The organism is Erwinia pyrifoliae DSM 12163 (assembly GCF_000026985.1).
Lineage (GTDB): Bacteria > Pseudomonadota > Gammaproteobacteria > Enterobacterales > Enterobacteriaceae > Erwinia > Erwinia pyrifoliae.
Genome location: NC_017390.1, coordinates 3775895 through 3797701 on the forward strand (window position 1 = coordinate 3775895; position 21807 = coordinate 3797701).

Annotated in this window: 21 protein-coding genes and 5 pseudogenes; 6 read left to right on the forward strand and 20 right to left on the reverse strand. The window is 55.2% G+C overall.

Annotated features, from left to right (window positions below; genetic code table 11):
* Positions 1-51: 51 nt before the first annotated feature.
* The 4 genes from gntU to EPYR_RS17245 all read right to left on the reverse strand — a co-directional run bounded on the left by gntU (position 52) and on the right by EPYR_RS17245 (position 4065).
* A complete protein-coding gene (gene gntU, locus EPYR_RS17230) occupies positions 52-1392 on the reverse strand; it encodes a gluconate transporter (protein ID WP_014539735.1) in 1341 nt (446 codons plus the stop codon).
* Positions 1389-1937: a gluconokinase gene (gene gntK / locus EPYR_RS17235; protein WP_015899127.1), complete on the reverse strand. Its 549-nt coding sequence runs from the start codon at positions 1935-1937 to the stop codon at positions 1389-1391. Before gntK ends, gntU begins: the two co-directional genes overlap by 4 nt.
* A 236-nt stretch (positions 1938-2173) precedes the next feature.
* Complete coding sequence (gene gntR / locus EPYR_RS17240; RefSeq protein WP_015899128.1) at positions 2174-3169, reverse strand: gluconate operon transcriptional repressor GntR; 996 nt, start codon at positions 3167-3169, stop codon at positions 2174-2176.
* A gap of 200 nt (positions 3170-3369) precedes the next feature.
* The gene (locus EPYR_RS17245) at positions 3370-4065 is read right to left on the reverse strand and encodes a pirin family protein (protein ID WP_014539738.1); all 696 of its coding nucleotides are present in this window, start codon (positions 4063-4065) and stop codon (positions 3370-3372) included.
* A 366-nt stretch (positions 4066-4431) separates the two neighbouring features.
* Between EPYR_RS17245 and EPYR_RS17255 the strand changes: the two are divergent.
* A pseudogene (locus EPYR_RS17255) lies at positions 4432-4917 on the forward strand (GNAT family N-acetyltransferase).
* A 62-nt stretch (positions 4918-4979) separates the two neighbouring features.
* Here EPYR_RS17255 and EPYR_RS17260 read toward each other — a convergent pair.
* Positions 4980-5360 (reverse strand): annotated as a pseudogene (locus EPYR_RS17260) (gamma-glutamyltransferase); the annotation flags it as partial.
* A 147-nt stretch (positions 5361-5507) separates the two neighbouring features.
* Between EPYR_RS17260 and EPYR_RS17265 the strand changes: the two are divergent.
* The 3 genes from EPYR_RS17265 (at position 5508) to EPYR_RS19740 (ending at position 6558) form a co-directional block, all read left to right on the forward strand.
* Positions 5508-5681: a type II toxin-antitoxin system RelB/DinJ family antitoxin gene (locus EPYR_RS17265; RefSeq protein ID WP_015899130.1), complete on the forward strand. Its 174-nt coding sequence runs from the start codon at positions 5508-5510 to the stop codon at positions 5679-5681.
* A gap of 4 nt (positions 5682-5685) precedes the next feature.
* Positions 5686-6291, forward strand: coding sequence for a hypothetical protein (locus EPYR_RS17270; RefSeq protein ID WP_015899131.1), 606 nt, complete (start codon positions 5686-5688; stop codon positions 6289-6291).
* An 84-nt stretch (positions 6292-6375) separates the two neighbouring features.
* Positions 6376-6558 (forward strand): hypothetical protein, encoded by a 183-nt coding sequence (locus tag EPYR_RS19740; RefSeq protein WP_071819202.1) that lies wholly within the window; start codon positions 6376-6378, stop codon positions 6556-6558.
* Between the two features lie 324 nt (positions 6559-6882).
* Here EPYR_RS19740 and EPYR_RS17280 read toward each other — a convergent pair whose 3' ends face one another.
* Both EPYR_RS17280 and ggt read right to left on the reverse strand, forming a co-directional pair.
* A complete protein-coding gene (locus tag EPYR_RS17280; RefSeq protein ID WP_014539743.1) occupies positions 6883-7113 on the reverse strand; it encodes a ParD-like family protein in 231 nt (76 codons plus the stop codon).
* 113 nt (positions 7114-7226) lie between these two features.
* Positions 7227-8494, reverse strand: a pseudogene (gene ggt, locus EPYR_RS17290) (gamma-glutamyltransferase); the annotation flags it as partial.
* 218 nt (positions 8495-8712) lie between these two features.
* Here ggt and EPYR_RS17295 point away from each other — a divergent pair.
* Positions 8713-9000: a DUF2756 domain-containing protein gene (locus EPYR_RS17295; RefSeq protein WP_014539746.1), complete on the forward strand. Its 288-nt coding sequence runs from the start codon at positions 8713-8715 to the stop codon at positions 8998-9000.
* Between the two features lie 39 nt (positions 9001-9039).
* On the opposite strand, the gene ugpQ is transcribed toward EPYR_RS17295, so the two are convergent.
* From ugpQ to EPYR_RS17340, 9 genes and pseudogenes are all read right to left on the reverse strand, one after another.
* On the reverse strand, positions 9040-9780 hold the full coding sequence (gene ugpQ / locus EPYR_RS17300; RefSeq protein WP_014539747.1) for a glycerophosphodiester phosphodiesterase: 741 nt from the start codon (positions 9778-9780) through the stop codon (positions 9040-9042).
* Positions 9780-10025, reverse strand: a pseudogene (locus EPYR_RS17305) (TOBE domain-containing protein); the annotation flags it as partial. The gene ugpQ and the pseudogene EPYR_RS17305, both read right to left, overlap by 1 nt.
* A 12-nt stretch (positions 10026-10037) precedes the next feature.
* Positions 10038-10214, reverse strand: a pseudogene (locus EPYR_RS21245) (sn-glycerol-3-phosphate ABC transporter substrate-binding protein UgpB); the annotation flags it as partial.
* A gap of 589 nt (positions 10215-10803) precedes the next feature.
* Positions 10804-10992, reverse strand: coding sequence for a hypothetical protein (locus EPYR_RS17315; RefSeq protein ID WP_041474065.1), 189 nt, complete (start codon positions 10990-10992; stop codon positions 10804-10806).
* Positions 10993-11375: 383 nt separating this feature from the next.
* A complete protein-coding gene (livF, locus tag EPYR_RS17320) occupies positions 11376-12089 on the reverse strand; it encodes a high-affinity branched-chain amino acid ABC transporter ATP-binding protein LivF (protein ID WP_014539750.1) in 714 nt (237 codons plus the stop codon).
* Position 12090: 1 nt separating this feature from the next.
* On the reverse strand, positions 12091-12858 hold the full coding sequence (livG, locus tag EPYR_RS17325; protein WP_014539751.1) for a high-affinity branched-chain amino acid ABC transporter ATP-binding protein LivG: 768 nt from the start codon (positions 12856-12858) through the stop codon (positions 12091-12093).
* Complete coding sequence (locus EPYR_RS17330; RefSeq protein ID WP_014539752.1) at positions 12855-14129, reverse strand: high-affinity branched-chain amino acid ABC transporter permease LivM; 1275 nt, start codon at positions 14127-14129, stop codon at positions 12855-12857. Before EPYR_RS17330 ends, livG begins: the two co-directional genes overlap by 4 nt.
* Positions 14126-15052 (reverse strand): high-affinity branched-chain amino acid ABC transporter permease LivH, encoded by a 927-nt coding sequence (gene livH, locus EPYR_RS17335; RefSeq protein WP_014539753.1) that lies wholly within the window; start codon positions 15050-15052, stop codon positions 14126-14128. The genes EPYR_RS17330 and livH overlap by 4 nt, the downstream gene beginning before the upstream one ends.
* A gap of 87 nt (positions 15053-15139) precedes the next feature.
* Entirely contained in the window at positions 15140-16255 is a 1116-nt protein-coding gene (locus EPYR_RS17340; protein ID WP_015899134.1) for a branched-chain amino acid ABC transporter substrate-binding protein, read from the reverse strand.
* A gap of 493 nt (positions 16256-16748) precedes the next feature.
* On the opposite strand from EPYR_RS17340, the gene panM reads away from it, so the two are divergent.
* Positions 16749-17153: an aspartate 1-decarboxylase autocleavage activator PanM gene (panM, locus tag EPYR_RS17345; protein WP_014539755.1), complete on the forward strand. Its 405-nt coding sequence runs from the start codon at positions 16749-16751 to the stop codon at positions 17151-17153.
* A 262-nt stretch (positions 17154-17415) separates the two neighbouring features.
* On the opposite strand, the gene rpoH is transcribed toward panM, so the two are convergent.
* The 4 genes from rpoH to ftsY form a co-directional block, all read right to left on the reverse strand.
* Positions 17416-18270, reverse strand: a complete 855-nt coding sequence (rpoH, locus tag EPYR_RS17350; protein ID WP_014539757.1) for an RNA polymerase sigma factor RpoH — start codon at positions 18268-18270, stop codon at positions 17416-17418.
* 287 nt (positions 18271-18557) lie between these two features.
* Complete coding sequence (gene ftsX / locus EPYR_RS17355) at positions 18558-19550, reverse strand: permease-like cell division protein FtsX (protein WP_014539758.1); 993 nt, start codon at positions 19548-19550, stop codon at positions 18558-18560.
* Positions 19540-20208 carry a cell division ATP-binding protein FtsE gene (gene ftsE, locus EPYR_RS17360; RefSeq protein ID WP_014539759.1) on the reverse strand — a complete coding sequence of 223 codons (669 nt, stop codon included), beginning with the start codon at positions 20206-20208 and terminating at the stop codon, positions 19540-19542. The genes ftsX and ftsE overlap by 11 nt, the downstream gene beginning before the upstream one ends.
* 5 nt (positions 20209-20213) lie before the next feature.
* Positions 20214-21680 (reverse strand): signal recognition particle-docking protein FtsY, encoded by a 1467-nt coding sequence (ftsY, locus tag EPYR_RS17365; protein WP_014539760.1) that lies wholly within the window; start codon positions 21678-21680, stop codon positions 20214-20216.
* Positions 21681-21807 lie beyond the last annotated feature (127 nt).

Here is a 21807-nt window from a genome sequence, read left to right on the forward strand (position 1 = left end):
GCTGCTTATAATCGGCGATACGCTGCCTGATAAAGCAGCGCTCGCCAGACTTTATGACAGCAGTTCGAAAGCGATCATGCCAATGATTGCCCCCACGGTGCCGAGAAGGGTTTCCATCAGCGTCCAGGTTTTCAGCGTCTGCCCTTCGCTAGCGCCGGTGAAGCGGCCAAACAGCCAGAAACCTGCGTCATTGACGTGGCTGAAGATAACAGAACCCCCGGCAATGCAGATTGACAGGGCGGCCATCTGCGCACCAGAATAGTGCAGCGGCTCAATCACCGGCATAATCAGACCCACTGCGGTCAGACAGGCCACGGTGGCCGAACCCTGGATGATACGCACCGCTCCCGCCAGCACAAAGCACGCCAGCGCCACCGGTAAACCGGCCCCGGTCAGCGCATTGCCCAGCGCCGGGCCAACGCCCGAATCCACCAGCACCTGCTTAAATACGCCGCCAGCACCGATAACCAGCAGAATAATGCCCGCCGGCTGCAGCGCCGCGCCGCAAATCTGCATCACGCGCTCTTTGCCCATGCCCTGACGGTAAGCAAGGCCATAAATGGCCACCAGACAGGCCAGCAGAATGGCGGTAAACGGATGGCCAATAAACTCCAGCCACTGGTACAGGCTGCTGCCCGGCGTGGTGAAACGCGCGCCGATGGTTTTTAGTCCCACCAGAATCAGCGGAAACAGGATCAGCGACAGGCTGAAGCCAAACGACGGCAGCTTGCTTTCATCAAACTCCGGGTGGCTTCCTTCTGCAGGCAGGCCAAACTGGACGTGCTGGCTAATAAAGCGGCCAAACAGCGGCCCGGCAATCAGCATCCCCGGAATAGCGGCACACAGCCCCAGCAGGATCATCCAGCCAAAGTCGGCATGCATCTGCGACGCCAGCAGCATCGGTGCCGGGCCGGGCAGCAGGAACGCAGCGGCGGCGGCAACCCCGGCAAACAGCGGGATAACCAGCTTCACCAGGTTATCGCCGGTGCGGCGCGCCACGGCGAAAGCAATACTGATCAACAGCACCACAGCCACCTCAAAAAACAGCGGCAGGGCGCAAATCAACCCGGCAATCCCCATCGCATAATGAGCGCGACTTTCACCAAAGGTTTTCAGCATGCGGATAGCGATTTGATCGACCGCGCCGGTTTCATGCAGGATTTTGCCGAACATCGCCCCAAGCGCGACGACGATAGCCAGAAAACCGAGGGTGCCACCCATGCCTTTTTGCATGGTTTCGGCGATTTTATCCAGCGGCATACCGGAAAACAGCCCGGCACCGATGGACACTAACATCAGCGCCACGAAAGCGTGCATACGCGCCTTCATCACCAAAAACAGCAGCAGCAGCACCGAACCCGCTGCGGTTAATACCAGCGTTGCCGTACTCATGGCGCTGTGCTTATTTGTGTGATGGCTGCGTCAATGGTTTTCAGGGTTGTGGCAACAACCGCATCCAGCGGCTGATGAATATCGACCACCCGCACATCGTTTTCATCGTCACCCGGCTGCTCCAGCGTGGCAAACTGCGTGACCAGCATCTGGGGTTTGAAGAAATGCCCTTTGCGCGCACGCAGTCGCGATTCGATCGTATCGGCGTCTCCTTTCAGATAAACGAAGGAGAGGTTCGGATTACCCTTGCGCAGAATATCGCGATAGCTCTTTTTCAGTGCCGAACAGACTATCAGTGAGATTGCGTTTGTGCGCTGCATGGCAAATGCCGCATCGTTGATCGCCTGCAACCACGGGCGACGGTCGTCGTCATCGAGCGGGTGGCCAGCGGACATTTTTTCGATGTTGACGCGTGGATGCAGGAAGTCACCGTCGAGAAAGGCGGCCTTCAGCCGGTAAGCCACCGCGTTGGCAACGGCGGATTTGCCGCTACCGGAAACGCCCATCAGCACAAACACATGATTGGACGGAGAAAATGTCGTCATTATTGTTGCTCCGGCAGAAATGAGCAGCCATGTCAGCCGCATTGTTATCGGTAACATTGTTAGGGCGTGAAGGGGTGATGGCAACAGCCTTATTGGAAAAAACTGGTAAATGTGAGGGTTGTCAAAAAAAACGCAGAATCAGACTAAGAGAGGCACAAAGAGGTAAGGCGCACGCGCAGCACGGTTATTTCACCACGCGCTCCGCCCCGCAGCCCCACGGCCGGGCTGCGCCTTGATCAGATACTTTCGCCGGGCGAAATGGTAAATCCGACATCCACCGGTTGATGAGTGACGTGCTCCCCACGGATGCGTGCCAACAACAGCCGGGCCGCCTGACAGCCAATACGTTCACGCGGCGTTTGCACCGTGGCCAGCCGTGGCGTCACCACCTGAGCAATATCATGGCCGTGAAATCCGGCGATGGCCATCTGCTGCGGCACGCGCAGCCCCTGGCGCTGGCATTCAAACATCGCGCCTACCGCCAGATCGTCATTGGTGCAAAAAAGGCTGTCGGTTTGCGGATAGCGCTTCTGCGCTTCACATAACAGCATCGCCCCTGCGGAAAACGACGACGCCGCTTCCATCATCACGCTCTTTGGCTCCAGCCCGGCATCCAGCATAGCGAGGCGATAGCCCTGCTCTTTTTGCAAGGTACGTTCATCAAGGCGCGCTCCCAGGTACACCGTGTGCCGATGGCCTTTTTGCAGGATGGCCTGGGTCATCTGCCGCGCCGCCTCTACGTTATCGATCCCCACCGCCATATCAAGACAGGGTGAGATACAGTCCATCGTCTCTACCACCGGAATGCCGGCGGTTTCGATCATGCGCAGACTGGCTGCGGTGTGGTTACGTTCGGTGAGGATCAGCCCGTCAATATTCCATGCCAGTAACGATCGCAGCTGTAACTCTTCTTTTTCAGCGCTGTAGCCAAAATGACCCAGCAGCGTCTGGTAGCCTGCGGCGTCGGTTACGGCTTCAATACCGCGCAGCACGTCGGCAAACACCTGGTTGGTCAGAGAGGGCAGCAGCACGCCAATAGCCCGGCTGGTGGCGTTGGAGAGCATATCCGGGGCGCGATTGGGAATATAACCCAGTGCATCCAGCGCGGCGGCGATCTTGCTCTGCAACGCGGCAGAGACCCGTTCAGGATTACGCAGATAACGGCTAACGGTCATTTTTGTGATGCCGACGCGATCGGCAACATCCTGTAATCCTGGTCTTTTTTTCTTCATTTTCTTCAGCTGGCAGGAATGTGTTAAGCGGAGTGTAACAAAAAGCGGGGAGTTGACGTTAACCTGAAGCAAACCCGTGAATCAATCTCACAGATCTGCTTTTCTGACGCCGGGCTGGCAGTACGGCCACCCGTCGGCCAGGCGGCGCAAACAGCAAAAAAGGGGTGCGGCTTAGCGCACCCGATAAGAAATGACGGTATTTACACTGCTGGCAGATCAAACACCAGGATCTCGGCAGCGCTGCCGGCGGTTATCGCCAGCGATTGCTCATCCCAGATTGCCAGGGCATCGCTGGTACTTGCCTGCTCTCCGTTGACGGTCACTTCACCTTTCACCACCTGGATCCAGATGCGGCGACCGTCAGCAACATCAATACTGCCCTGCTCGCCCGCCTGCAACGCCCAGCGCGACAGCGTCATATCCTGGTACACCTTTAGCGATCCCTCACGCGCATCCGGCGAGAGCACCAGCTGGCGACCCTGAGCATCATCAAAACGGCGCTGCTCATAACGCGGCTCAATCCCGCTACGTTCCGGGATAATCCAAATCTGATACAGATGCAGCGCCACGGTTTTGCTGGCGTTGTACTCCGAGTGACGCACGCCGCTACCAGCGCTCATAATCTGAAACTCGCCTGCCGGGATCTGCTCTTTATTCCCCATACTGTCCTGATGCTCAACGGTACCGGACAGCACATAGGTGAGGATTTCCATGTCCTTATGCGGATGCGTACCAAATCCCTGCCCGGCGTCGATCACATCTTCGTTAATCACCCGCAGCGCCGAAAAGCCCATAAACCTGGCATCGTGGTAATCCGCGAAGGAGAAGGTGTGATAGCTGTCCAGCCAGCCATGATTAGCATGCCCGCGATCTTGTGCTTTGCGTAGGTAAATCATATTCCGTTCTCCTCAAGGTTTTCACCCAGTCTGAACCTGGAGAACCTGTGATGATAGCGGAGAAAATTGTCTTCTCTGTTCAAATTATTCGACGTAGCTGGCGGCAGGACATCAGCAGGTTTGATACGGCGGGGAGCGGCCAAATGGCAAAAAAAAGCCAGCACCCGTGCTGGCTAAAATTATTGGAAGCAATGTGAGCAATGTCGTGCTTTTTCAGCTGGCACCGTGAGCCGTGCTGAAAAAGCATAGCAATAATAATCATTATCATTCGTATTTGTAAAGTCGTTTTATGATTAATTTTTTTCTTGCTTAGATGTGGAAAAACCCTGATTTTAAAGAGGATTTCAATAAACGAGGAGTAGCGAGATGAGTGAGATCGTGATTCGACATGTGGTTGCCGAAGATGCCGGTGCGCTGCTTTAGCTATACAGCCAGCCGGACACCATGGCCGATACGCTACAGCTCCCTCACTCTTCGCTCAAAATGTGGCAGGAACGTATCAGTTCTGTCGCAGAAGGCGTGCAGATGCTTGTCGCCTGTATTGACGTGGGTCAGATCACGCTGATAGTAAACAGCCGGGCGCGCCGCCGCCATACGGCCAGTTTCGGCCTCGGCGTTGATAGCAATCATCGCGGTAAAGGCGTGGCAAAAGCCATGATGTGCGCCATTCTCGACCTGTGTGATAACTGGCTGGGGGTTGAGCGCGTTGAGCTGACGGTATTTGCCGATAATCAGGCGGCAATCGGGCTGTACGAGCATTTCGGTTTTGAAACCGAAGGCCGCGCCCGGCGTTTTGCGTTGCGCAACGGCCAGCAGGTCGATGCGCTGTATATGGCGCGTTTCCGCCAATGATGGTCATAGCGGGGAGGAATTTATCCTCCCCGCCACCGCTAATCGATAAAAGACCTGTCGATTTAATATCCTGCGGTTAAATCATCAATGCTGCGCGGATCGGACGCACCATAACGCATACCGTCCGGTGCCAGCATAATGCTCTGGCTGCTGCCCATCGTCGACATCACCTTCACATTCTGACCCTTTTCCGTCAGCAGTTTCAGCGTATCCGGGCTAAAGCCCTTTTCTACCCGCAGCTGGTCCGGCAGCCACTGGTGGTGGAAACGCGGCGCGTTGGTGGCTTCAGCTACGTTCATACCAAAGTCGATGCTGTTAACCACCAGCTGCAACACGGTGGTGATAATACGGCTCCCGCCAGGGCTGCCGGTCACCAGCCAGGTCTTGCCGTCTTTGACCACAATGGTCGGCGACATCGAGGAGAGCGGGCGTTTATACGGCTGTCGCCTCCATGCGCCAGGCGCATAAAACACCTTACGGACTGTATTTATAGCTATAAATTAGCGAAAATAAGAAAAAAAATGAGAGCGGTGTTTATGATTGATACTGTGGTAAGCGCGAGGGTATCGCCAGCTTTAAAAGCTGCCGCGATGGTCAATGCGAAAGCGCCTGGCCTGGATTTATCGACCGTTATTCGTATGGTCGTGAACCGTTTAGCTGTAAATGCGGAGCTGCCAAAGGATTTGCTTCAGCCTAACCAGCAAACCTTAGAAGCTATCCGAAACTTAGAAAACGGTGTCGATATTTTCAAAGGAAACTTATAACCACATGATCAGTAATTCAGACCTTATTACCGGAATGCAAGCTGACAGTCTGTTAGCAGTGCGTCTTGAGAAGGCTATGGGCGGCGTGAAAGACGCAATGGTAGACCAGGCCAAACGCATACAGCTTGGTGCCACGCGCCTGGCTTACTACACATCCTGTTTTACCGACAATTATCAGGATGTATGCACCGGGCAGAAAAACGAAGACGTACGTTTTCTGGAAGCACTCGTGCAGCTGATAAAACAGGGATACGTAGTCACCAGAATGTTAAGGATATACGTGGATCTGCTATTGCACGGACTTACGGCAGACCGCATAAGCCGCATTAAAACGCTGCTGATTGGTAAAGGTGCCAGAATTGCGTCAGGCTCGATGACAAACCAGGCGCAGGCGTATTCGGTCGTACTGGCTGCCAGCTACAGCTTCGGGACAAAGGTAGGAATAAATACAAAGCTGGCAAAAGTAAGCGCTGCAGCAGTAACCATCGTCAGCTACTACGGGTACGTCCAGGAAGCCGCTGAGGCTGCAAACAGACTTAAACAGCGGAATCAAACCTATTACTACGCGCTGTACTCTGAAAAAACTGGAAATGCTCTATTTCATTATTGAGCCAGTCATCAGAAGAAACGATCACCTGTTTTCCCTCCCCACATCAGACAACGACATTGCTGACGCCATTGTGAGAATTATCAAATGAGTGATTTCTTTAAAAAATGGTTGCGCAGCCAGCTGCGATACTTTGCCAGCACCCTGATCCCAGTACTGCTCATTATCGGATTCGGGATGCTCGCGGTAACGTTCTGGCCATCTTTTGCATGGAGTTCGACAGCTGTCTTCGCGGCCGTAGTTATAGCCATTACCTTCTGGGTCATTTAAACGGCTTTGGGGTTATTTGCCGTAACCCTGAATTTCTCCGCGACCAGTATTGTAAGGGCTGTCACTCAAACGACCGGTTGAGTGATAATCATGAAATCGACGGTTTTGACGCTGAGATGTTTGACTGCTGCCCGCCTGAAGGACGGAGATTCCCACATAAATGAGCCGAACCTAAGTTGCGTGCTACGATTCAGGATTACCGGGTGTCAGCTTCAGTTCGCGTTCCATATGTCCAGGAGCCGGTCTTTTATACTGGAAAGAACCGATGAATAAGGGAGTTTATCGAGCGCCTTTTCGAAACGGCGGCTCTGGTAAACATCGATATCACTTGCCAGTGGTCCTTCGAACATAACGCGTTACCTTATTTTTGCCGACTTCACTTTGAGCCAGCAAGGTTTCGCTGATAAAACTGTATGGCAGATCGGGATTATCTTCCGCAATCCTGCCAATTTTTGCCCAGTGCTCAATCTGCCTGGGAACACTGCGACTTTCAGCATCAGCATGAATCCTTACATTCTCAACGAAATCATCGTCTAAGCGAATGCTAATGGCCATGATGTTATCTCCAGGGGTGGCTTTAATATATGCGATTGCAGCGCATAAACTGCGAACAGCGCCAGTGTATTGTGCGACATTATGTCGCGCAATACTGGACTGCCCCTATGCCAGTAGACGTTCGGCGTTCCCGGCTTGGCAGAGAAATCATCCATTTCGTTGTTCAGCAGAATACCGCTGTTACCAGCAACAATGCCGCTGCCGGAATTGGTGTTCAGCGTATAGGTCACCACACCGCGTTGCTGTCTTTATCCACCACCGAGAAATGCGTGGTCTGATCGCTTTCATACGGAGCCAGCGTACCCGGTTTGATCCCGGCGGAAGGGCGCGCTTTGGCCACGTCGATTTGCTGTGCCAGCGATTTAGCATAAGCTTTGCTGGTCAGCGCCTGCATGGGAACCTTGACGAAATCCGGTCCACCGAGGTACTGCGAACGGTCGGCGTAGGCGTATTTTTCCGCCTCGGCCATTACCTGCATCGCATCGGCGCTACCAAAGCCCATTTTGGCCAGGTCAAAGTTTTCCAGGATATTGAGGATCTGCACAATATGCACGCCGCCAGAGGACGGCGGCGGCATGGAGAACACCTGATAACCGCGATAGGTTCCGCCGACCGGCTTACGCTCTATCGCCCGATAGTTCGCCAGATCGGATTTGGCGATCGGCCCGCCGAGCTGTTCCATTTCACCGGCGATCTCATCGGCAATTTTGCCTTTGTAGAAAGCGTCCGGCCCCTGGCGGGAAATCAGTTCCAGGCTGCGGGCCAGATTGCGCTGCACCAGCTTTTCGCCCTGACGATACGGCGTGCCGTCGGCCTTGAAGAAGATGGCTTTACTGTTGGCGTGATTCAACAGCACCTCTTTGCCATAGACCTTGAGATCGTCGGCCAGTGAATCATTAACCACTATACCGTTACGCGCCAGATCCAGCGCCGGTTTGATCAGCTGGCTGAGCGGCAGCGTACCGTACTCTTTATTCGCCAGGGCAAACCCGGCCACGGTGCCGGGCACGCCGGAGGCCAGCGGTGACGTCAGTGATTTTTTGCTGTCGGCGTTACCCGCCGCATCCAGGAACATATTACGGCTGGCGCGTACCGGAGCCATCTCACGAAAATCTATTGAAGTGGTATGACCGGACGCGGTGCGCAGCAGCATAAAGCCGCCGCCCAGGTTACCGGCTTGGGGATGGGTCACGGCCAGCGCATAGCCAACGGCCACGGCGGCATCAACCGCGTTCCCGCCCTGCTGAAGAATTTTTACGCCAACGGCAGTGGCGGTGGCATCCACCGAGGCCACCATGCCGTGCTGCGCCCTGACCGGATGGAAGGTGTCCGTACCTGTGCCATAGGAAACCGGCGCGGCGGCAGGCGCTGCCAGCGCCCCTGGCTTACCAGCAGACTGATTTACAGCCCCCCTGAAAGGCGCTTTAATGAACTTTGTATCGTCATTTTGTATCCTTTATATTTATTTACAATGTGTTTGCCATTGATAAATAAGCATAAAATAGGACAAAAAGCGAACAGTAATGCGAATTGAGAGCGCTCCTGGAGCCAGAAAGTAACGGGGGCATTAAACTCAACAGGTAACGCGGAGGAGTGAAAATGAAAACGCAATGGCTCATCGTTTTTGCCGCCATGCTGCCACTGAGCGGAATGGCCAACATGTTGAATAACGCTAATAATTCGCAGCAGCCGGGCTACAATCCCAGCACGCAGCGGCTACAGCAACAGATGCAGAACCAGCAATCGCAGGAGAAGCTGAAACTGCAACAGGATCAGCAGCGCCAGCAGCAGGATCTGCAGCGTAAACTTCAGGAACAGCGTGACAGCGCCACACAGCGTACGCTGAACCCGCAGCCTGGTCAGCAGCCGAACACGCCTGCAAATTAATCAACGACAGCGGCGGGTCGGCAGTTCCGATCCGCCCACTTAGTGAAAGTCCGGCCCAATCACATCAATACGATCGGTGCAGATCGCATCAACGCCCCAGTGCAGCAGCTCACGCGCGCGCTCGGGCTTGTTCACCGTATACGCCAGAATGCGCAAACCTGCCCGTTTCAACAGGGAAACGCGTTCTGCATTCAGCAGCCGGTGATTAAGATGGATAGAAGTACAGTCCAACGCCGAGGTCATCTCCTGCCAGTGCTCTTCCCATTGATCCAGCAGCAGTCCGCGCGGCAGTTCGGGTGCTGCCTGGCGTGCGGCTTCCAGCGCCTGAAAAGAGAATGATGACAGCAGCGGAGCCACCTGCCCCTGCCACATCACCCGCGCTGCCAGCGCCACCGCACGCCCGGTTTCGCTGTCCAGGCCGCTGGTCGGTTTAATTTCGATATTGGCCATCAGCCGGTGCTGACGACAGCGGGCGGCAACCCCGGCCAGCAGCGGCAAACGCTCTTCGCTGAACGCCTCGCCAAACCAGCTCCCGGCATCCAGCTGTATCAGCTTGTTCCACGGCAGTTGCCCCGCTATGCCCCAGCCATTGCTGGTACGATCGAGGGTATCATCGTGCAGCAGGAAGATTTCACCGTCCTGCGACAGCCTGGCATCAAACTCAATCATCCTGTGCCCCATCTGTGCACCAACGTCAATGGCGGCCAGCGTATTTTCCGGTGCCAGTTTGCCGCCGCCGCGATGAGCGACAATCGGTGGGTATGGCCAGCTCACAGTCATTATTCTATCCGTTGTTGGTTTTCATCAAAAAAGTGCAGCGATCGCGGCGGCAGATACAGCCACAGGTTGCTGCCCATCGGCGGGCGCAGCGAGTGCGGCAGGCGTACCACCAGCGGGATGCCGCCCAGCCGGCCGTGGACGAGGTTATCCGCCCCCAGCATTTCCAGCGTCTCTACCACCAGCCTGCCGCCGTCCTGCTTTGAGGGTAGTTCAATATGCTCCGGGCGGATCCCTTCAGTATAAGGGAGCGGATCTTAGTTTAACATCTGGCGGGTGGCAATATCCGCGCCCGGATGCTGCTGACAGAACCCCTGCCGTTTGGCCAGATCGTAAGCGGCGGTGATGATCGGCAGATAGCCGGTTTTCTGGTGCCATTCGGCTGCCCTATCCGGCTGGGCGAGGAACTGCATAAACTCGGCGACGCCTTTACAGGTGGGGACGATGCGGTAGTCAGGGTGCGTTTCATTAAAGCGGGTCGCCAGCGCATTTACCTCTACCCCCAGTTCACCCTCCATTGAGTGCCAGAAAGGAATGTCGGTGGCGGCCAGCGCACTGGTACTGAAAGGCCAGTCCAGGTATCAGGCTAAGTGCATGGTGACGGAATGATAAAGATGGATTGTCGGTTTCCTGTACCCGCTGTTCTAAGGCGCGAAGACGCACATTGCTGTCATTTGCAGGTAACATGACACGGGGAAATGAAAGAAACATAACGTTTGTATGAACGGGGGGTGACGGTGAGTCCTGACCTGGCTCAGTATTTTCGCCCGATGGTTAGAACTTCGTAGAGCAACGAGCGCCTCTCTTTACAAAGCTCGTAGCCCTTTTGTTCCCTGCTAAAAGAGACGACAGGAGATACGCTGAAAGCGGCGCGTTGCAGACACAAAAAAACCGCCCTGGAAGGCGGTTCTTTTGTGCGGCGATAAGGCCTGGAAACTTCAGCCGCGTACCATATAGACTGGTAACTTGACTCGGGTATTTTAGCCGAATAACGTGTTAAACAGCTGCTTTTTTTGAATAGAAAATCTAACAATTCTGCGAAGTCAGGCCAGTGATAACAGCCTTAATCAAAACAACAAGTTCTTCCTCGGCTATTTCGTTAATCTCCTTTCCAGGATACAAAGCTGGGAGCATGCCTTTAGCGAAGCTCTCCAATTCCATGTTATAACCAAGAACCAAAGCGTCCTGGTAAAGGTCAATTAGCTGATTTTTCATTTAGATCCTTCCATATTTAGTACATAAATCTTTTTATTAAACCGATTTACCTTACGCATCAGGTGTTATTCCTTTGCAATAAGGCGTACTTCCAGTAAACCAGCTATTTCCAGCGAGAAACAACCCATATGATTACCAGCGTAAAGAGTGCCGTAGTGCCCCATGCATAGTCGGGCCAGAACATACCGCCTGACGCAGCGAAAGCAATAATAAGCAGGGCACAAATGACAATGCTGGCAAGGTATCGTAGCTGCCAAGCCAGCCATCTTTTAAAAAAATTCATTGAATCATCCGAATCACGAAAGCGACACTGCAGGTCAGGGGGTCAGATAAACCCTTCCCCCTTCCCTGACAGACATCACCAGCGCAAACTGCCCGCCCGATCATCCCCCCAAATAGGCGCTTCTTACCGCTTCATTGGCTAACAGCGCCGCGCCGCTGTCTTCCAGCACCACACGACCGTTTTCCAGCACGTAGCCCCGGTCGGCCAGCTTCAGCGCCTGGTTAGCATTCTGCTCGACAAGGAAAATGGTCATGCCCTCCTGACGTAACTGTTCGATGGTGTCAAAAATCTGCTGAATGATGATCGGTGCCAGCCCCAGCGATGGCTCATCCAGCAGCAGCAGGCGCGGCTGGCTCATCAGCGCCCGGCCAATCGCCAGCATCTGCTGCTCGCCGCCGGACATGGTTCCGGCACGCTGGACACGGCGCTCATACAGCCGGGGAAACAGCTCATAGACGCGCCGGATACGCTGCTGATACTGCTGGCGTTCGGCAAAGAAACCGCCCATCGCCAGGTTCTCTTCCACCGTCATGCGGGCAAAGACGCGGCGGCCCTCCGGGACAATAGCAATCGCCTCGCGCATAATGCGCGCCGTCTGCCAGTCGGTGATATCCTTACCATCAAAGGTAATCGCCCCCTGCGAGGCGCGCGGTTCACCACACAGGGTGCCGAGGATGGTGGTTTTACCCGCCCCGTTAGCGCCTATCAGCGTGACAATTTCGCCCTGACGGATATGCAGGTTAACGTTATGTAGCGCCTGGATTTTACCGTAGTGCGCGCTGACGTCCTTCAGCGATAACATTGCATCACTCATGTTATGCCTCCCCCAGATAAGCGCGGATCACATCCGGGTTTTCGCGGATCTCTTCCGGCGTACCGTTGGCCAGCGGCGTGCCCTGATTCACCACGTAGATGCGGTCTGAAATACCCATTACCAGTTTCATATCGTGTTCAATTAACAGTATCGAGACCTTGTGTTGCTCGCGCAGCTCGGCGATCAGCTCGTCCAGCTCGTGGGTCTCTTTCGGGTTAAGCCCCGCCGCCGGTTCATCCAGCATCAGGATTTGTGGGCGGGTCACCATGCAGCGGGCAATCTCCAGACGGCGCTGCTGCCCGTAGGCAAGATTACCGGCCTGGCGGTTGGCCAGCGCCAGCAGCCCGACGCGATCCAGCCAGCTTGCCGCGCGCTCCAGCGCATCGTTTTCCGCATGGCGGAAGGCCGGGGTTTTCAGCAGGCCGGAAAACACGCCGCTTTTCAGGTGCTGATGCTGGGCTACCAGCAGGTTTTCAATCACCGTCATTTCACGGAACAGGCGCACATGCTGGAAGGTACGCACAATACCCATCCGCGCAATCTTCTGCCCCGGCAGGCCCGCCAGCTGCTGGTCACCCAGCCGGATCGAGCCGCCCGTCGGGCGATAGAACCCGGTAAGGCAGTTAAACACCGTGGTTTTTCCGGCACCGTTCGGGCCAATCAGCGAGACGATCTCCTGCGGGTGCAGCGCCAGTTCGACGTTATTCACCGCCAGCAGACCACCAAAGCGCATCTTCAGACCCTCAACGGCTAACAAAGGCTGGCTCATGGCTGTTCTCCCTGCTGCGCCTGCTTCAACTTCAGGTGTGGACGTTTCATCGGCAGCAGCCCCTGCGGACGCCAGATCATCATCAACACCATCAGGCCACCGAGTACCAGCATGCTGTATTCGTTAAGGTCACGCATCAGCTCGCGCGATACCACCAGCAGCACGGCAGCAAGGATCACCGCAAACTGCGACCCCATCCCGCCCAGCACCACGATCGCCAGCACAAAAGCGGACTCGGCAAAGGTGAAGGACTCCGGGCTGACAAAGCCCTGGCGCGCGGCAAACAGGCTACCGGCGAAACCAGCAAAGGCGGCGCTGATGGTAAAGGCGGTCAGTTTAATCCGCGTCGGGCTGAGGCCCAGCGAGCGACAGGCGATCTCATCTTCGCGCAGCGCTTCCCAGGCGCGGCCCAGCGGCATACGCAGCAGGCGGTTGATCACAAACAGGGTTAGCACCACCAGCAGCAGCGCCACCAGATACAGGAAGATAATTCTGTCGCCCGGATCGTACTCCAGACCAAAGAAGTGGTGGAAGGTGTCCCAGCCGCCGTCGCGCACGCTGCGGTTGAATTCCAGCCCAAAGAAGGTCGGTTTAGGGATCTGGCTGATGCCGTTTGGCCCACCGGTTATTTCGGTATTGTTGAGCAGCAAAATGCGCACGATTTCACCAAAGCCAAGCGTCACAATCGCCAGGTAGTCACCGCGCAGACGCAGCACCGGGAAACCGAGCAGCAGGCCAAAAGCCGCCGCGACCAGCCCCGCCAGCGGCAGGCACTGCCAGAAACCCAGACCGTAATAATGATTTAACAGCGCAAAGGTATAAGCGCCGATAGCATAGAAGCCGCCGTAGCCAAGCACCAGCAGCCCGGAGAGGCCTACCACCACATTCAGCCCCAGCCCCAGCATGACGTAAATCAGCGTCAGGGTGGCAATATCCACCGTGCCGCGTGAGACCAGAAACGGCCACAGTACAGCGGCAACGACCAGCGCCAGCAGCAGCAGTTTTTGCTTCACGGTTGAACCATCAATACCCGGCAGCATCAGCGCCGGGGCGGACACTTTTTTCAGGCCGCTTTGCAATAATGGGCGCAGCAGCTGGAACAGGAACACCACGCCGCAGCCGAGGGCGATCCAGTTCCAGCGCACCTCTCCGGCGTTATTCACCACCAGATGCGTGCCGTCAAGGTTCAGGCGCAGCCCCATAAAGAACGCCGCCAGCACCAGCAGCATCAGTGCCGATGCTACGGCATTAAGCAGATGGAGCTTTTTCATACTTTCTCAACCTCCGGACGCCCGAGGATGCCGGTTGGCATCACCAGCAACACCACAATCAGCAGCGCAAATGACACCACGTCTTTGTATTCAGTACTGAGATAGGCGGAGGTGAGCGCTTCGGCAATGCCGAGGATCAGCCCGCCCAGCATAGCGCCGGGAATACTGCCAATGCCGCCAAGCACCGCGGCGGTAAAGGCTTTCATCCCGGCCAAAAAGCCGATATAGGGGTTGATCACCCCGTAGAACTGACCCAGCAGCACCCCGGCCACCGCCGCCATTGCCGCGCCGATAACAAAAGTGAGCGAGATCACGCGGTCGGTGTTAATCCCCAGCAGGCTGGCCATTTTCAGGTCTTCCGCACAGGCGCGACAGGCGCGACCCATACGCGAATAGCGGATAAACACCGTCAGCGCCAGCATGGCAAGGAAAGTGACTCCCCAAATCACCAGCTGCATGGTGGAGATAGTGGCGGCGAAGCCGTTACTGACGCCCAGCGTCCACTGTCCGGCCACCAGGCTTGGCAGCGCCAAATCGCGCGATCCCTGCGTCAGGCTGACGTAATTTTGCAGGAAGATCGACATGCCGATCGCCGAGATCAGGGCGATCAGGCGCTTAGAGGATCGTACCGGCTTATACGCCACGCGCTCAATGCTCCAGCCGTAGCAGGAAGCAATGACCACCGCGACCACGAAGCCGCAGCCAATCAGCAGCCAGCTGGTATCAATGCCCATCATCATCAGCGCTGCAATGACGATAAACGAGACGTAACTGCCGATCATATACACTTCGCCGTGGGCGAAATTGATCATGCCGATGATGCCGTACACCATCGTGTAACCAATGGCGATCAGCGCATAGGTGCTGCCCAACGTGACGCCGTTGAACATTTGCTGCAGGAAGTAGAGAAACTGCTCGGACATACTTTAAACCCTTTACCTGTCCCCTTTGGGGGTAACAAAAACGCCCGGCGCAGTTCACCGGGCGTTATTGCCAGAAATAACCCGGCTTTACTTAACGGCGTCTGAAGAGCCGTCCGCGTGCCATTTGAAGACGCCAAACTCGAAGCCTTTCAGATCGCCCTTCTCGTTCCAGCTCAGGTCGCCCATGACGGTCGGCACCGTTGCGCCTTCTTTAAGGTTCTTCACAATGTCTGCTGGCTCTTCGCTTTTGCTACGCTCCATGCCAGCCGTCAGGGACTGCAATGCGGCATAGGTGGTCCAGACAAACGGCCCGGTTGGGTTTTGCTTTTTCGCTTTCAGCGCATCGACGATGGCCTGGTTCGCCGGAACCTGGTCATAGCGTTTTGGCAGCGTCACCAGCATGCCTTCCGAAGCCGCTCCGGCAATGTTGGACAGGGAAGAGTTACCCACACCTTCCGGGCCCATAAACTGGGTTTTCAGGCCAGCGGCGCGCGCCTGGCGCAGGATCTGCCCCATTTCCGGGTAGTAACCGCCAAAATAGACAAAATCGACGTTCTCTTTCTTCAGGCGTGCCACCAGCGTTGAGAAGTCTTTATCACCGGCGGTGATACCCTCAAACATCACCACGTTGCCGCCCGCTTTCTTCAGGCTGTCCTGCACCGAACGCGCCAGGCCTTCGCCGTACTGCTGCTTGTCGTGAACCACGGCAATGCGCTGTGGCTTCACTGCGCTAAGAATGTATCTGGCAGCGGTTGGCCCCTGGTCAGAATCGAGACCGGTGGTGCGCATAATCAGTTTATAACTACGGGTAGTGAGATCCGGCGCGGTGGCGGCCGGCGTGATCATCAGCACGCCTTCATCTTCATAGATGTCTGATGCGGGCTGCGTGGAAGAGGAACACAAATGGCCAATCACATAACGGATGCCGTCATTGATCACCTTGTTAGCTATCGCGACCGCCTGTTTTGGATCGCAGGCATCGTCGTATTCCACGCCAACCAGCTTATTGCCGTTTACGCCGCCTTTGGCGTTAATATCCGCAATCGCCTGTTTGGCACCGGTGAACTCCATATCACCATACTGCGCCACCGGGCCGGACATCGCGCCAACAATCGCCACCTTAACGTCCTTAGCCAACGCCGCCTGGCTGATGATCAGTGCCATACAGCCTGCCAGTAACGCATGACCTTTAGAGATTTTCATCCTTACTACCCCACCTGTTGTGTTTGCGCCCTTGGAGCCTGAAACCGCAGCAGCAATGACAGCATGTATCACCCCGGAAATTGACGTTCAATGCTGCCGGAGATGCCGCCTTGCTGCGGAGCGAAGCTGTAGGGTCATTTATTATTTGCCGTTAAATCCGCGATAACGCTTTGTGTTTTAGAGGGTTAACGTGAATTACCGGATTTTTTGTCAATATACCTTTGATTTCAGGTTATTAAACAGGAATTTTCTGCTGTAAATCAACCTTCCATTTGAGTATGCAGTGGGGATAACAGGATAATCTACTGATATAAACGGTGGTATTTTAGCCATCTCTACAGCTAATTATGCTGGCGAAATAGCAACCAATATGGGTTTACTCGGTAAATCTTCTTACCTCCCGCAGATCGCCTTGTTTTGGTACGGAAAACAAAAGCGCTAAAGTTCGATCAACTTCGTTACAATATGCCTTTCCTCAGCACCGGATTATTCGATGAAACTGACTATCATCCGCCTGCAACAGTTGTCCGAGCAGGATCGCAGCGACTTAAAGAAAATCTGGCCGCAGGCCGATATGGATACGCTGGCCGCACGGCTGGATGAACAGCATCAGCTGTACGCGGCACGTTTTAATGACCGCCTGCTGGCGGCTGTTAAGGTGCTGATATCAGGTACACAGGCAAGCATGTCGCGGCTGGAAGTCCGTGAGGTGACGCGCAGACGTGGCGTCGGCTTATATCTGCTAGAGGAAACGCTGACGCAGAATCCGCGCATTCAGCACTGGTCGATTTGCGCAGACGGCACATCAGATCTTGTTGTTATCGCCAGCTTTATGAAGAGCGCCGGGTTCGTTCGCCAGGCAGATGAATGGGTTTATGGCTGGCAGAAGAGAGGATAGCTAATTTGAGAGGGAAGAAGGCTGACGCAAGGCTTTTCCGCACGACCAGAGAAATCTATGGCTCCGTCATTTTTACCACGCTGATTTTTGATTAATGCTGGCTTTCCTGCATCTGTCCGACGTCACTATGGAGGAGCGCCCGCGCCTTGCTGAGCCTTAGAAAAAGAACCACCCTGCCAGCTTACCGCTCTCAGGGTGGTGGGTAGCATCTCATTAACCGCCCTTGCAGGCGATTTTTCATGCTCAGACAGCAGCGGCGTCGTTACGCTTCGATAGCCACGCGCAGTTTTTTCATTGCGTTCTTTTCCAGCTGGCGCACACGCTCGGCAGAAACACCGTACTGGTCGGCCAGCTCCTGCAGCGTGGTTTTGTTGTCATCGTCCAGCCAGCGGGCGCGGATAATATGCTGGCTGCGTTCGTCCAGCCCCTGCATCGCATCGTTCAGCTTATCGGCGGCGTGATCTTCCCAGTTATCTTCCTCAATGCCGTTGGCAAAGTCAGAGGACTTATCCTGCAGATAGAGCATCGGTGCCATTGAACGGCCTTCGCCCTCGTCATCAGGCGTTGGGTCAAAAGTCATATCCTGGGCGGCCATGCGCGATTCCATTTCACGCACGTCTTTACTGCTGACACCCAGCTCGCGTGCCACCATTTCCACCTCATCCTGGTTAAACCAGCCTAAACGCTGCTTGGCTTTACGCAGATTGAAGAACAGCTTGCGCTGTGCTTTGGTAGTGGCGACCTTCACGATGCGCCAGTTGCGCAGTACGTACTCGTGGATTTCGGCTTTGATCCAGTGCACGGCAAAGGAAACCAGGCGCACGCCCACTTCCGGGTTAAAACGGCGCACGGCTTTCATCAGGCCGATGTTGCCTTCCTGAATCAGGTCTGCCTGTGGCAACCCGTATCCGGAGTAATTACGAGCGACATGAACAACAAAGCGCAGGTGAGACAGGATCAGCGTTTTAGCTGCTTCCAGACAGCCCTGGTAATGCAGCCGTTCAGCCAACGCTTTTTCCTCTTCTGCCGTCAGCATAGGCCAGGCATTAGCCGCCCGGATGTAGGAATCCAGGTTGCCTAAAGGAGCAATAGCTAAAGTTTGCATTTCTTTGGTCATTCAAACCCTCTCTTTGTTATGCATGATTGCGGTGTCGATCCCTGAACCGCCCATAAGATTACGTGAACAGACAGCAAAATTAAACACAATCTGTGCTAACGGCTTAACCATTTACTTTCCATTAAGACGTCGAAGTTATCCACAAGTTCAATCTTACCGGTGGATATTTTATAAACTGCATGGAGGCGTGCGGGAATAACCGGGAGAAGTAACAGGCTGGCGACCTTCCTCTGCGGCACGTCTTCACGCAGCAGAGGAAGATTATAGCAAAAAATGATGTGAAAGAATTACTGCGGCGTAAATCGGCGTAAATGTTGCACCGTCGCCAGCCATGCGGCCACCCAACCAATCATGGCGGAAATCAGCAGTAAAAGCAGGCTTTCATCCCACGCCAGACCATGCAGCACAAAGGAGGTGCCAAACACCGATGCCACCTGTGTCACCACCGACTCCAGCCTGAACAACAGCGCCGCCGACAGCACCAGTGACAGCAATGCCCCGCTAAAACCGAGTAGCGCTCCGCCATACAAGAACGGCCGCAGGATAAAACCGTCTGTTGCCCCGATCAACTTCTGCACGTTAATGGTGTCGCGGCGGGCAAAAATGCTCAGGCGCACGCTGTTACCAATCACCAGGAATACCGCCACAATCATCAGAATGCCGATCATTGCCGCCACCTGGCCAACCAGCCCGGTCAGCGCCGCCAGCCGGGCAAACCAGCTGTCATCCATCTTCACTTCATCAATGCCCTGCACCTTAGACACGCGGTCACGCAGATTATCCATAGTGCCTGAATTCTGGAAATTCAGCTTCGGCGTAATAATCGCTACCGCCGGCAGCGGGTTCTGCTCCAGCATATCCATCGCGCCGCCGAAGCCGGACCAGTTGCGAAACTCGCCCAGCGCTTCTTCACGCGACAGATAGTTGACCTTGTCGACGCCGTCTTCTTTTTTAAGCTGCGCCACCACGTTTTCGGCCGCATCGTCATCCAGCGTTTTACTCAGGTAAACGGTGAGCTGCGGGGCCGGATACCACTGTTCCGCCGCCTGACTGACGTTTTTCCACACCATATAGCAGACGCTGGGCAGCGTCAGAGAGATGGCAATCACCATTACCGTCAGCAGCGTTGCCAGCGGCTGCCGCCACATATCCGACAGCGAACCGTGCATCGCGTAGCGCCACTGTTCATGCCAGCCGCCCTTGAGCGCTTTGCTTTTAGAGGGCTGCCTGTGCTTCACCGCTTTTGGCGCTGAGGGGCGAGGATTGCGTTTATTCACCACGATGACCTCCGTACAAACGTCCCTGATTAAGCGTCATCTGCCGATAGTTACGGCTGGCGATCAGCCCCATATCATGGCTGGCCATCAGTACCGTAACGCCGACGCGGTTAAACTCCTCAAACAGGCGCAAAATATCTTCAGACAGCGCCTCGTCGAGGTTACCCGTCGGTTCATCCGCCAGCAGCACCGCCGGCTTGTTCACCACCGCACGGGCAATCCCCACGCGCTGCTGCTCACCGCCGGAAAGCTGGATGGGGAAACTTTTCGCTTTGTCGAGCAGGCCGACTTTGTCCAGCGCCGCAGAAACGCGGCGGCGGATATCTTCACCACTGGCTCCGGCGATAATCAGCGGGATGGCCACATTGTCATACACCGAGCGATCCATCAGCAGATGGTGATCTTGAAAAATCATGCCGATCTGACGGCGTAAAAACGGGACTTCACGGCTTTTCAGACGGCTAATATCGTGACCGCTAAACCAGATATGCCCGGCACTCGGGCGCTCAATGCCGCAGATCAGCTTCAGCAAGGTACTTTTCCCTGCCCCGGAGTGTCCGGTCAGAAACGCCATTTCGCCTGGGCGCAGATGAAAATCCACCCCCTGCAACGCTTGCCGACCACCGAGATAAGCCTTACTGACTTCTTCAAAGCGAATCATCCTAATTAGTCCTCTCGGGCAAAAAGTGCCTCTATAAAATCGTCAGCCTTAAACGGTCGTAAATCGTCAATGCCTTCGCCAACGCCGATGTAGCGAATAGGAATAGTGAACAGATCCGCCACCGAGAAGATCACGCCACCTTTCGCCGTACCGTCCAGCTTGGTCAGGGTGATCCCGGTCAGCCCAACGGCCTCATGGAACAGTTTAGTCTGGCTGATCGCATTCTGTCCGGTGCTGGCATCGATAGTCAGCATCACCTCATGCGGCGCGCTGTCGTCGAGCTTCTTCATCACGCGGGTAATTTTTTTCAGCTCTTCCATCAGATGCGCTTTATTCTGTAAACGCCCGGCCGTATCGGCGATCAGCACGTCAACATGACGGGCTTTTGCCGCCTGGATGGCATCAAAAATCACCGAAGCGGAATCAGCACCGGTATGCTGCGCCACCACCGGAATATTGTTGCGCTGCCCCCAAACCTGCAGCTGCTCAACGGCGGCGGCACGGAAGGTGTCGCCGGCAGCCAGCATCACCGATTTGCCTTCGGCCTGGAACTGGCGCGCCAGCTTGCCGATGGTGGTGGTTTTCCCTACGCCATTGACGCCAACCATCAAAATAACAAACGGCGTTTTACCGCTGATATCCAGTGGTGCTTCAACCTTAGCGAGGATCTCCGCCATATCGGTTTTCAGCAGGCCATACAGCGCTTCAGCATCACGTAGCTGTTTGCGGCTGGCCTGATTGGTCAGATTGCCGATGATACGGCGGGTGGTTTCCACCCCGACATCAGCAATCAGTAACTGCTCTTCCAGCTCTTCGAACAGTTCGTCGTCGATTTTCTTGCCACGGAACAGACTGATAAACCCGGAACCCAGATTGGTGCGGGTTTTGACCAGGCTGCGCTTCAAACGCGCAAAGAAGCCTTCTTTGCTCGGGCGCTCTTGCTCCTTAGCCTGTTCTGGTTCTGGTTCTGGTTCTGGTTCTGGTTCTGGTTCTGGTTCTGGTTCTGGTTCTGGTTCTGGTTCTGGTTCTGGCACAATAATGCCGTTTACTGCTTCGGGTTGTACAACGATCGGCTCCTGCACCACCTCTGCCGCCAGCGCCTTATCCACCGGCTCGGCGGCCAGCGCTAACGCTTCCAACTCCGCTTCATCAATCGCCTCCGCCGCGCTTTGATGCGCAACGGGATGCTTTTCGTCCGGGGTCACTGGCAGCACAACAGGCTCAGCTGGCGCTACAGCCTCCGGCAATTCGCCCGCACGGCTGTTTTCCGCCTGCTGTGCTGCCACGCTTGTGGTCACCGCGACCGCGTCTGCCGCTTCGCGTTCGGAAATACTGTCAGTGGCGTTATCAGCAATTGGCGTATCGGCAGAGGGCTGCTGTTCTAACGTTTCTTTTACCTCTTCCTGCTGCGCCTTTTCGTCACGCCCCAGGCCAAGCCAGGAAAAAAAGCCACGTTTTTTATTCTTTGCCATGGTGCAACCACACTCCTCGCGGGAAAAACCGTTCTGGTAGGAAAAATAAGCTAAGTTTTATAGTCTACCACTTTCTGCAAAGCGCATTACAGCACCCTTTTACGTTTCCTCAACGCGGTTAGCCCGT

What these genes read in the sequence shown, in the direction of transcription:
- gntU (WP_014539735.1), bottom strand. Translation starts at nt 1,392, where the DNA reads ATGAGTACGGCAACGCTGGTATTAACCGCAGCGGGTTCGGTGCTGCTG.
- gntK (WP_015899127.1), bottom strand. Translation starts at nt 1,937, where the DNA reads ATGACGACATTTTCTCCGTCCAATCATGTGTTTGTGCTGATGGGCGTT.
- gntR (WP_015899128.1), bottom strand. Translation starts at nt 3,169, where the DNA reads ATGAAGAAAAAAAGACCAGGATTACAGGATGTTGCCGATCGCGTCGGC.
- EPYR_RS17245 (WP_014539738.1), bottom strand. Translation starts at nt 4,065, where the DNA reads ATGATTTACCTACGCAAAGCACAAGATCGCGGGCATGCTAATCATGGC.
- EPYR_RS17265 (WP_015899130.1), top strand. Translation starts at nt 5,508, where the DNA reads ATGGTCAATGCGAAAGCGCCTGGCCTGGATTTATCGACCGTTATTCGT.
- EPYR_RS17270 (WP_015899131.1), top strand. Translation starts at nt 5,686, where the DNA reads ATGATCAGTAATTCAGACCTTATTACCGGAATGCAAGCTGACAGTCTG.
- EPYR_RS19740 (WP_071819202.1), top strand. Translation starts at nt 6,376, where the DNA reads ATGAGTGATTTCTTTAAAAAATGGTTGCGCAGCCAGCTGCGATACTTT.
- EPYR_RS17280 (WP_014539743.1), bottom strand. Translation starts at nt 7,113, where the DNA reads ATGGCCATTAGCATTCGCTTAGACGATGATTTCGTTGAGAATGTAAGG.
- EPYR_RS17295 (WP_014539746.1), top strand. Translation starts at nt 8,713, where the DNA reads ATGAAAACGCAATGGCTCATCGTTTTTGCCGCCATGCTGCCACTGAGC.
- ugpQ (WP_014539747.1), bottom strand. Translation starts at nt 9,780, where the DNA reads ATGACTGTGAGCTGGCCATACCCACCGATTGTCGCTCATCGCGGCGGC.
- EPYR_RS17315 (WP_041474065.1), bottom strand. Translation starts at nt 10,992, where the DNA reads ATGAAAAATCAGCTAATTGACCTTTACCAGGACGCTTTGGTTCTTGGT.
- livF (WP_014539750.1), bottom strand. Translation starts at nt 12,089, where the DNA reads ATGAGTGATGCAATGTTATCGCTGAAGGACGTCAGCGCGCACTACGGT.
- livG (WP_014539751.1), bottom strand. Translation starts at nt 12,858, where the DNA reads ATGAGCCAGCCTTTGTTAGCCGTTGAGGGTCTGAAGATGCGCTTTGGT.
- EPYR_RS17330 (WP_014539752.1), bottom strand. Translation starts at nt 14,129, where the DNA reads ATGAAAAAGCTCCATCTGCTTAATGCCGTAGCATCGGCACTGATGCTG.
- livH (WP_014539753.1), bottom strand. Translation starts at nt 15,052, where the DNA reads ATGTCCGAGCAGTTTCTCTACTTCCTGCAGCAAATGTTCAACGGCGTC.
- EPYR_RS17340 (WP_015899134.1), bottom strand. Translation starts at nt 16,255, where the DNA reads ATGAAAATCTCTAAAGGTCATGCGTTACTGGCAGGCTGTATGGCACTG.
- panM (WP_014539755.1), top strand. Translation starts at nt 16,749, where the DNA reads ATGAAACTGACTATCATCCGCCTGCAACAGTTGTCCGAGCAGGATCGC.
- rpoH (WP_014539757.1), bottom strand. Translation starts at nt 18,270, where the DNA reads ATGACCAAAGAAATGCAAACTTTAGCTATTGCTCCTTTAGGCAACCTG.
- ftsE (WP_014539759.1), bottom strand. Translation starts at nt 20,208, where the DNA reads ATGATTCGCTTTGAAGAAGTCAGTAAGGCTTATCTCGGTGGTCGGCAA.
- ftsY (WP_014539760.1), bottom strand. Translation starts at nt 21,680, where the DNA reads ATGGCAAAGAATAAAAAACGTGGCTTTTTTTCCTGGCTTGGCCTGGGG.